Consider the following 899-nt stretch of genomic DNA (forward strand, 5'->3'; position numbering starts at 1 on the left):
CCAAACACTTCAAGCAACGGTATGAAAGTAACAATCTACACAGGTAACGAAGAAGGTGCTTTAGCAGACCAAACTCCAAGACAAAGTGGAGAAAGTGAAACAGATAGAACTCCTACATTTGTTGGAGAATTTGATGGTAAAGGCTTACAATCAGTATTAGTTGCAATTGCTGATGCAAGTGGAGAATTAGTAGCTACAAGAGAAGTATTTGCAATGAATGGTAAGTTTATATTCACAGCTGATTTAGAGTGCAATAAATTTGGTGATTATACTTATAGCTTTATAGTATCAGGCACAAGCATTAAAGGTGAAGTAGTATTTGGTTATGTTGATAATCAAGTAAGCAATGATAACAACAATGCTAACAATGGTGATAATAACCAAGGAAGTAGCAATGGTGGTATTATTAATATTGAAAAACCAGAAGTTCCAAGCGTTGAAAATAAACTAAATGTAAAAGTTTATGAAGGTGATGAGACAGGATATTTTAATAACTTAAAAGAATTAAATAATGGTGCAAGCACTTATGATACAACTCCAACAATTATGGGTAATAGCGGTGCAGCATATGATCAAATTTTAATTGTTTTAGAAAAACTAGAAGGACCAATAGGAACAGCAGGTTGGAAACAAATCTATCCAACATTTGCTAATGAAAAAGGAGACTTTGGTTATACAATTAATCTTACTAATGTATTAGAAGGTAGTGCTTGGGAAAGCGGAACTTATAAAATTACTGTAATAAGTGATAAAACAGGTTCTGTGTATGATCAAACATTTACAATTATGCCAAATCTAGGAAATGACAATACACAAGATAACACTACAAATGATGATGTAATTGTAGATAGTGGAAACAACCAAGGAAGCAGTAATGGTGGTATTATTAATATTGAAAA

At 32.4% G+C, this 899-nt stretch carries 1 protein-coding gene; it reads left to right on the forward strand.

Features of this window, described 5'->3' with window-relative positions; all coding sequences use genetic code 11:
• Positions 1-21 precede the first annotated feature (21 nt).
• On the forward strand, positions 22-899 hold an 878-nt coding region (locus tag AVANS14531_RS09120; RefSeq protein ID WP_336612161.1), incomplete at its 3' end, for a hypothetical protein.

The sequence above is a fragment of the Campylobacter sp. Cr9 genome (genome assembly GCF_020138295.1).
Lineage (GTDB): Bacteria > Campylobacterota > Campylobacteria > Campylobacterales > Campylobacteraceae > Campylobacter_E.